Here is a 6,745-nt window from a genome sequence, read left to right as displayed (position 1 = left end):
AAAGAAATTGATACCATCCTTTTTCTGGTTCCGGCACTGATGGGCGTATATAGCATGATGAAATGATACCGAATTATCGTTCCTGATACACCCTGAAGAACTCCTTTTTGATACCAAATACAAAAAGCTGCTGGAAGCCGGACACAAAAATTGATACCATAAAACTATAGGGAAAAAGAACAAAGAGAAAACACTATATATATAAATAATATATGAATATATAAACCTATAAACATATAATATATGATTAATATACTCCACTTCCAGAAAGAGCAACACGAAAAATCTTCTTTTCCCTAAAGTTCCTTGTGTCGTTTCTCTCTATATCTGAATACAGGAAAACGGCTGCATCATAAAAGAAACGATACTGACACCATTTAGGAACTATCGCCCATCAGCAAAAGGATTGCATCTAATTGATACCTTTTCTGCCAGTATTGGAGAAAAGCCGGAAAGGAATTTGATACCGTACTTTTCCCGGTTCTCCCGGACATGGACGAAAAAAGAACATTATTATGATACCAATACTTTAGGGAAAAATAAAACTTCGGCAAGCTATAAGCCTAAAACCATTTTTAACAAAAATAATTGTCCTATTATTTGCGACATTTATAGAAAATCACTATCTTTGAGTATTGAAAATAAAGAGATAAACAAACCTTTAAAGCTGGTTTGGCTGCCAGTATAAAGAACAGCAAACAAAATTATGAAACATTGCTTCTTAAATCCATTTCATAGCCAACTGTTAGGGTTATTTTTCAGTATTAATTCATTAATCATTCTTTTATGAAAAAAGAGTTTACATTACGCTTAGACGATGCAGCCTGTGCAGAGTTGGAAAATTTAAAAAAATTATCTGGTGAAAAAACAGATGCTAAAGCTATTAGATTTGCCATTCAGAATTATGCACAATTGAATGATAGGTATATTGAAACACAACGGCAAAAAGTAACGTGGAAAGATAAATATACAGCGTTAAATAAAGCTGTTGATGATTACGTGTCTTCTTTTGAAGCATTGAAGAAAGCTACAGATTAATAGTCAATTAATAGAAATGTGAAAGGATTAAATTTATGATTGGAGTAGAGAAAAATATTCAAATAATTATTGCGATTCGCTAAATCTTGTTCTTAAACTGTTTCCAGAGATTGACAGGGAAAAGTTAGAAAAGGAATTGGATAAATAGTTTGATAGTATTTATGAACAGTATGAATATAAAGAGATTGATAAACGAAGTCGGAAGCTCGTACACCTCATATAGGCAATATTGCGATAAAGTAGCGATAGAAGCTCAAAAGTATATAGATTGGGACAACGATATAGGTTGTGAATACTTCCCTTCTGATGGAGTTTGTCTTACAACGACAGACGCATATGTTTGTCCGGCTACTGCTTTCTTTGGAGTAATCAAAGAGAAAGGACAGATTTCTCAATCGGAGTTTAAAAGTATTTGTGTATAACTAGATTATAAATAAACAATGAAGATATGAATAATGAATTTATTGATGGTATTTGGTTTGCTGTTCAGCATATTGTAGTAGTCAGAGATATGCCAGCAATCGCAATAGGGATAATTAAGGAATCGAATCTTTCCATTGATGATTGTAAGGCTGCGCAAAAAAGGAGTGGTTCTTTTCACAATCAGATGATGAAGTTTATTGAAACAGAATTAGCGTAAAACAGATTAGATATGAGTAAAAAAAGAACAATGCAAATAGACGTAATTGAGGAAGTAAAAGGAACTCAATTCATGCAATGCAAACTGTATATAGATGGCAATGCGAGTGTTATTCTTATGAATAAATTCGATTATGAAAGGCTGTTAAGCGATAGTTTTTTTGTGCGTGATGGTAAAAATCGGGATTCAGCCGGAGTGTTGAATACTACTAACACTTTCATCGAACAAGATTAATATTTAAAACCAGAAAGAAAATACCTGTCATGAATAAAAAAGAAAAGAATTTTGCCACATACAAGGAATTTGCAAAAATGCTTTGGGAAGTGGCAAACATATACTCCAAACTGGGTGACGAACCTTTGTTGGAAGAAGGATATGAGTATGACACCATTAGAGATGCCGTTCAGTATGTAACAAACAAGCACGACTTTTCGTTTTTCTTACTGCCCTGGAGAGAGCAGTTCCGCTCGATGCCCTTCGATGTGACGAAGCGAAAAAAATGGGCTGATTATGTTGCTGAATGCCATGCCAAGGGAAAAGAAATAGATTACGATAATTACGATTGGGATAAATGATTATAATTTTATCGAATTGTGTTAAAGGGAATGGATGTCATATAATCAAAATATAGATAGAATGTTTATTGAATATAAGGTATATCGTAAGATGTCAGATTTGAAGCCTTTTATATCTAGGGATGAACTCCCTTCTTGTCAGATGATTGGAAAGAAAAAGTTTGTAGGGAAAAAAGCAAAAATAGAGGCTATTTATAGACTTACAGGGGAACGTTTACCAGAAGACTATACAACAGAGCAGGTAAACAGTTACCTTACTGTAGAGCTTTTTAATACATCTTTATGGCATAAGTACAGGAAGATTTATAATGAAGTTTCTAATGAAAAAGAAATTGTTATTGAGAATTATAGTTATCAATATACATTAGTTGTAGAATTAGCAAATAAATCAAATCCACCATTGGATGAAGGGAAGATAATACATTTTGTTATGTGCGAACTATTAGGAAATCCTTGTGAAATGTATAAAGGGATGAAAAACCCTATAATTTCTTTACGAAAAGATTATGATAGATAAAGCAAAAACATTAGATGAATGCTTTAAGGAACTAATCCTTAAAAGAGGTTGGTCTAAAAATAGTCCATATGACCGCCGAACTGCATCAAGGCATAAAAAGTTATTCCTTGAAGGAGCGTTGCCTGATGAATTTAAAAGAATATATTTGCAAAGTGCTGGTTATACAATAGTGCAGCCGGAGCTTTGGCGACAGGAATTATAAAACAGAGAAAATGAACTGGAGGAACATAATAAGAAATCTATTAGAAGTTATCATTGCTATATTTAGAATGATTCTCATAGGGCTATTTTATATAGCCAAGTTTATGTTTATGTTCTTTATTCTACTTTTTTTTGGTGTATTAATCAGTCAAAATAATAAGCGATGGTAAATAGAGAAATAAAAGCCCGAAAACGTGCGGTGAAAGAAGAAAAAGAAGAAATAGACGGTGAGATTGTTAGAATTAGAAAAGGGCATCCTCGTACAAATCTTCCTGTGGAACTCCCAGAAAATCCCACATGGCTGAAACAACCTAATGTGGTTACATTAATGGCTGGTGATTTTAAGACAGTACAGATTAGAATCTTAATAGCTGTTATAGAGAAATTACAGAATGTCATAGAATTAAGTATTCAGCATCTAGATAAATATGGTACATCTATTCCATGCGAGCAATTATCCTTATTTCAAGAATATTCAGACCGTATAAGAGTAGATATTGCATATCGGGATTTGGGCGTTAGTCCAGACCAATACAAGGAAGTAAAAAGTATGGTTCGTAAATTAATCAGTATTCCTGTAGAGTTTGATGTCAAAGACCCCATAACAGGTGAGGAAAGTTGGTCTATTACTGGTTTATTTACAAAGGCAAATATACCTAAAACTCCTTATTCAAGAGGTTTTTCTTTAGAAATGGATAGAGAGGTCGCTAAAGTTTTCATTAATGTTGATAGAGGCTTTACACGCTATATAAAAGAGATAGCCTTAAGAGCGCAAAGTAGATATACAATAAGAATGTATATGCTGATTAGTTCGTGGAAAGAAAAAGGTGGTTTCTCTATTTATGTGGATAGATTTCGGAAATTCTTAAAACTAGAGGATAAATACCCCGAGTTTAAAGATTTATATAGACGTGTAATACGCCCTGTTTACGAAGATTTGTTTGAACAGGCTGATTGCTGGTTTGAAATGGCAGAAGTTTATCGTAATTCAGGCGATACACAGCCTTATAAACTTAATTTCAAAGTTATTAAGTCTGCATTATCAAAGAAGGAAGAAGAACTATTAAAAGGACAAAAGAAGATGATAACGAATTTTTGTTCTTTGCACTTTGCAATGAAGGACGAACATTTGCAGCAGTTTATTCCACAGATTACCTTAAACAACTATAAAGCAGTAGTAACTAAGATGCTTTATCTAGGCGAATATGTTAGAGATAACTGGAATAAAATTTTAAATAAAGCAGAATATTGTTTATCCGTATTATTAAAAGAGGTAGAAATACTCCCCGGAATGATTGGAGAAGAAAAAGAAGATGAATAAAAGTTGGGTTTTTGTCCCTATGGATGGTGTAAAAGTTGGGTTTTTGTCCCTATGGATGGTGTAAAAGTTGGGTTTTTGTCCCTAAGAAGTTGGGTTTTTGTCCCTAAGAAGTTGGGTTTTTGTCCCTAAGAAGTTGGGTTTTTGTCCCTAGCTTTTTGTGATTAATCGTTGATTTTTAAATAGTTACCTTTTCATTTTAAAGGGCACTACCATCACTAGCTGATAAAAAAAACCTGATAATCATACCAAACACAAAAAAGGAACTTTTCTTATCACCTAAACCTCTAAAAAAGGAACTTTTCTTATTATCTTAACACAAACTTTAGGGAAAAGAACAAATATTAACTAAAAAAGGCTCTATATGATATAACTACTCGAATGAAAGTTGGGTTTTTGTCCCTATCTAAAAAAAGCGTATTTTAAAAAGTTGGGTTTTTGTCCCTATGTTCTTTTGATATAAAACTATAGGGAAAAAGAACACAGACAAAACACTATACATATAAATAATATATGAATGTATAACATATAAACATATAATATATAAAATATGCTTCACTTCCAGAAAGAGCAACACGAAGAATCTTCTTTTCCCTAAAGTTCTTTGTGGCGTTTCTCTCCACTCTTGAATACAAAAAAACGGCTGCAACATAAAAGAAACGATACCGACACCATTCAGGAACAGGAACTATCGTCCATCAGCAAAAAGACATTATCTAATTGATACCTTTTCTGCCAGTACTGGAGAAAAACCGGGAAGGAATTTGATACCAAACATTTATAGGACATTATCATAAAAAAATTAAGTTCTCTAAAATTTGATAAGACCAATAGAAGTTATTGATTAAAATATTATCTTTGCACAGAAACTGAAATTCATCCACCGATAAATTACCCTCCGATGAATTTAAAAACATATTCATATGAAATTTTATAATAGGGAAGAAGAATTAAAGGTACTTTGCGAAGTACAGGAACAATCATTTAATGACCATTCACGTTTTACTGTTGTAACAGGAAGAAGAAGAGTTGGAAAAACAAAACTCATATTGAAAAGTTGTGAGGAACAACCAACTGTTTATCTTTTTGTAGCACGAAAAAACGAAGGGGAACTTTGCAGTAAATTTACACAAGTAATCAGCCAATCGCTTAATATGCACTTTTCTGACGGTTCAGGAAAGTTTATCAATATTTTTACCTCATTAATGGAATTAGGGAAATACCGCAAATTCAATCTTATCATAGATGAGTTTCAAGAATTTTTCTACATTAATGAATCTGTTTTCAGCGAAATGCAAGACGTTTGGGATAGATACAAGGATAGCACACACGTCAATTTAATAGTAAGCGGTTCTGTATATACACTTATGCACCGCATTTTTAAAGATGCACGTGAACCATTATACGGACGAGCTGACCGTAACTTAAAGATTATGCCATTCACTACTTCCGTCCTAAAAAATATCATAGCTGATTTCAACCCCAACTACACCAATGAAGACCTATTGGCTCTATATACATTCACAGGGGGAGTACCTAAATACGTGGAGCTTTTATTAGAAGCTGGAGCATATACCATGCCAAACATGGTAGAGTTTATGATTCGTCCAGGGTCTTTTTTTCTTGATGAAGGAGATTATCTATTAATTCAGGAGTTCGGGAAGAAATATGGCAACTATTATTCTATCCTTGCATCTATCGCTTCTGGGCGTAACACAATGGCTGATATTCTCGCCACATTTACAAGCGGAAGTATTGGAGGACAGATGAAACGCCTAGAAGATGATTATGCTGTAATTAGGCGAAAACGCCCGATTTTATCAAAAGAAGGAACTCAAAATGTACGTTATGAAATAGCAGATAACTTTTTACGTTTTTGGTTTCGATATATAAATCGAAATCAAGATTTTATAGAATCCGGCAATTTAAATGGACTTGCAGAGCTAATCAAATCAGATTATTCAACTTATTCTGGCATGGTACTTGAAAGATACTTTCGGCAGCAATTATCAGAACAAATGTTTTACAGAAACATCGGCTCATGGTGGGAAACATCCAAAGGCAAGGACATGGCTCAAAACGAAGTAGATATTGTGGCAATATACGCAAGTAACAAAAAAGTTTTAATCGGTGAAGTTAAACGCCTACGAAAAAATTTTAAGCCAAAATTATTACAACAAAAAGTAGAATTTCTTCGTACAAAACTCTTCTATAACTATGAAATTGAAACAAAATGCTTCACAATAGATGATATGTAATAAATAGAACTACAAACAATAAGGCATCACAAATATCTTACAATATTCTTCCTCCGGTTCCGGCACTGATGGGCGTATATAGCATGATGAAATGATACCGAATTATCATGCTCAATATGTTCTGAAGAACTCCTTTTTGATACCAAATACAAAAAGCTGCTGGAAGCCGGACACAAAAAATTGATACCATAAAACTAT

The 6,745-nt window shown here is 33.3% G+C and carries 9 protein-coding genes; all 9 read left to right on the top strand.

Features of this window, described 5'->3' with window-relative positions; translation table 11 throughout:
* Positions 1 to 786: 786 nt before the first annotated feature.
* The 9 genes from AB5935_RS22965 to AB5935_RS22925 all read left to right on the top strand — a co-directional run bounded on the left by AB5935_RS22965 (position 787) and on the right by AB5935_RS22925 (position 6,547).
* On the top strand, positions 787 to 1,038 hold the full coding sequence (locus tag AB5935_RS22965; protein WP_008671650.1) for a hypothetical protein: 252 nt from the start codon (positions 787 to 789) through the stop codon (positions 1,036 to 1,038).
* 170 nt (positions 1,039 to 1,208) lie between these two features.
* A complete protein-coding gene (locus AB5935_RS22960) occupies positions 1,209 to 1,460 on the top strand; it encodes a hypothetical protein (RefSeq protein WP_008671649.1) in 252 nt (83 codons plus the stop codon).
* A gap of 26 nt (positions 1,461 to 1,486) precedes the next feature.
* On the top strand, positions 1,487 to 1,678 hold the full coding sequence (locus AB5935_RS22955; protein WP_007559094.1) for a hypothetical protein: 192 nt from the start codon (positions 1,487 to 1,489) through the stop codon (positions 1,676 to 1,678).
* 12 nt (positions 1,679 to 1,690) lie between these two features.
* Positions 1,691 to 1,912, top strand: coding sequence for a hypothetical protein (locus AB5935_RS22950; RefSeq protein ID WP_008671648.1), 222 nt, complete (start codon positions 1,691 to 1,693; stop codon positions 1,910 to 1,912).
* 29 nt (positions 1,913 to 1,941) lie between these two features.
* Positions 1,942 to 2,253 (top strand): hypothetical protein, encoded by a 312-nt coding sequence (locus AB5935_RS22945; RefSeq protein ID WP_368127794.1) that lies wholly within the window; start codon positions 1,942 to 1,944, stop codon positions 2,251 to 2,253.
* 34 nt (positions 2,254 to 2,287) lie between these two features.
* Positions 2,288 to 2,770: a hypothetical protein gene (locus AB5935_RS22940; protein WP_008671646.1), complete on the top strand. Its 483-nt coding sequence runs from the start codon at positions 2,288 to 2,290 to the stop codon at positions 2,768 to 2,770.
* On the top strand, positions 2,760 to 2,972 hold the full coding sequence (locus AB5935_RS22935) for a hypothetical protein (RefSeq protein WP_008671645.1): 213 nt from the start codon (positions 2,760 to 2,762) through the stop codon (positions 2,970 to 2,972). The genes AB5935_RS22940 and AB5935_RS22935 overlap by 11 nt, the downstream gene beginning before the upstream one ends.
* Before the next feature lie 162 nt (positions 2,973 to 3,134).
* Entirely contained in the window at positions 3,135 to 4,292 is a 1,158-nt protein-coding gene (locus AB5935_RS22930) for a replication initiation protein (RefSeq protein ID WP_368127793.1), read from the top strand.
* A 920-nt stretch (positions 4,293 to 5,212) separates the two neighbouring features.
* Positions 5,213 to 6,547, top strand: coding sequence for an ATP-binding protein (locus AB5935_RS22925; protein ID WP_118419330.1), 1,335 nt, complete (start codon positions 5,213 to 5,215; stop codon positions 6,545 to 6,547).
* Positions 6,548 to 6,745: the final 198 nt, after the last annotated feature.

The organism is Phocaeicola sp. RTP21198st1_B8_RTP21198_201120 (genome assembly GCF_040929485.1).
Classification (GTDB): domain Bacteria; phylum Bacteroidota; class Bacteroidia; order Bacteroidales; family Bacteroidaceae; genus Phocaeicola; species Phocaeicola dorei.
This window is presented reverse-complemented; position numbering and strand designations above follow the sequence as displayed.